Source organism: Acinetobacter sp. YH16031 (assembly GCF_013417335.1).
Classification (GTDB): Bacteria; Pseudomonadota; Gammaproteobacteria; order Pseudomonadales; family Moraxellaceae; genus Acinetobacter.
In genome coordinates this window covers 1-1,723 of the sequence record NZ_VPED01000134.1, presented here as the reverse complement: position 1 = coordinate 1,723, position 1,723 = coordinate 1, and the positions used below count along the sequence as shown (strand labels likewise).

Here is a 1,723-nt window from a genome sequence, read left to right as displayed (position 1 = left end):
AAACGGGGGAAGGCATTGCGGTTTTAAAAACAATGATAGCCATTACATTAGAAGCTGACTTTCAAGACCGCTTAGCCAAAATTTCATTTTCTGAATTAGAAGACCTGACAGGTCTATCTAGACCGATGGTCAATAAAGCTATAAAAATTTTGGCGGACGAAAAACTCATAGCTGTTCATTCTTCGGCTCGGGGAAAGTCTAATATTTATCAAATATTAGACTTTCCAAATATGAATCCGACTGAAATTAAGACTGATGAAATCGTTTTAAGAACTAAAACAAAGGGCTGGTCAAAGCTGCCGTATCAACCAGTTGCAAAAAATTTACGTTTTTTACCAAATAAAGGCGCTATTGCATTAGGCGCATTGAAAAACTATTTGGTCATGTTGAAATATAGAGATAATAATCAGGATTACAGCCGTATATCTCATGATAAATTTATTGAAAAATGTGGGATACAAGCCAATAAAATCAAAAGTTCTAATGATTTACTAATCAACCACGGCTTTATTGGTTTGGCTAAATACATTCAAAATGGATACCTGAAGACCAGCGCGAATATGTATTACATTAAAGGGATATATCCTGGCAAAAAAGGTATCGAACAACAGAATTTCCCTGAAATCAGGGATCCAAATGTTGAATTATATTAATTTAAGAAAGAAACCGAGCGAGTGTCTACGAGCGACTGCTTGGTATTAAAACTCATGCGTTTTTTCTCCCTGATTACAATTACTCCCATTTGCCTCATAAAGGGATTAACAGAGCAAAGCGACTGTACTTGAATTGGTTTATGACCGAGCGAAGCGAGCATAAAGCCTTCTGAGCGAAGCGAAGGCATAGTTTCTTTTTAAAACTCTCGATTGACCTTTGAAAAAACAGCCCCTCAACCGAGCGAAGCGAGGTTAAAACGTCCGAGCTTTAGCGAGGGCATAGGGCTGTTTTCATGCCTGCTTAGGCTTTTATATATATTTTAAAGTTTTTAAATGCTTTTAGACCTTCTGAAATTATTGATATTACTAAGTTTAAAAGCCAATAAAGACACAGATTCCTTGCTATAAAGACACAGATTCCTTGCTATAAAGACACAGATTCCTTGCTATAAAGACACAGATTCCTTGCATAAAGACACACAATACTTTAATGTGTCTTTATACACATAATTATATAACGTGTTGAATATGAAGAATGGATTAGTAGTGAAAGATAATGCCTTGATAAACGCTAGTTATAATTTAGAAGTAACAGAGCAGCGTTTAATACTTTTAGCAATTATCAATGCACGAGAAACACAGCAAGGAATTACGTCAGATAGCAAATTAGAGATACATGCTAGTGACTATGCCAACCAATTTAATGTGAAGAAAGAAACAGCTTATGAAGCATTAAAAAATGCTGTAAATAATTTATTTGAACGCCAATTTTCTTTTAGAGAAACAACAAAGAAAGGAGTTGGTATTGTTCGATCTCGTTGGGTAAGTCGAATCAAATATATTGATGATTCAGCCATATTAGAAATTACTTTTGCACCTGATGTAGTCCCATTAATTACAAGACTTGAGCAACACTTTACTAGCTATCAGTTAAAGCAGGTTTCTCAGCTTACCAGTAAGTACGCTATACGCTTATATGAGATTCTCATTGCATGGCGTGAAGTTGGCAAAGTACCAAAAATAGACCTCTCAGAATTCAGGGAAAAACTAGGTATTGCAGCTGATGAATA

Annotated in this window: 2 protein-coding genes; both read left to right on the top strand. The window is 35.4% G+C overall.

Annotated features, from left to right (window positions below; genetic code table 11):
- Window positions 1-653: hypothetical protein (locus tag FTV31_RS16625; protein WP_180015749.1), on the top strand; the 653-nt coding region annotated here is incomplete at its 5' end.
- A gap of 528 nt (window positions 654-1,181) precedes the next feature.
- Window positions 1,182-1,723: replication initiation protein RepM (gene repM, locus FTV31_RS16620; RefSeq protein ID WP_180015747.1), on the top strand; the 542-nt coding region annotated here is incomplete at its 3' end.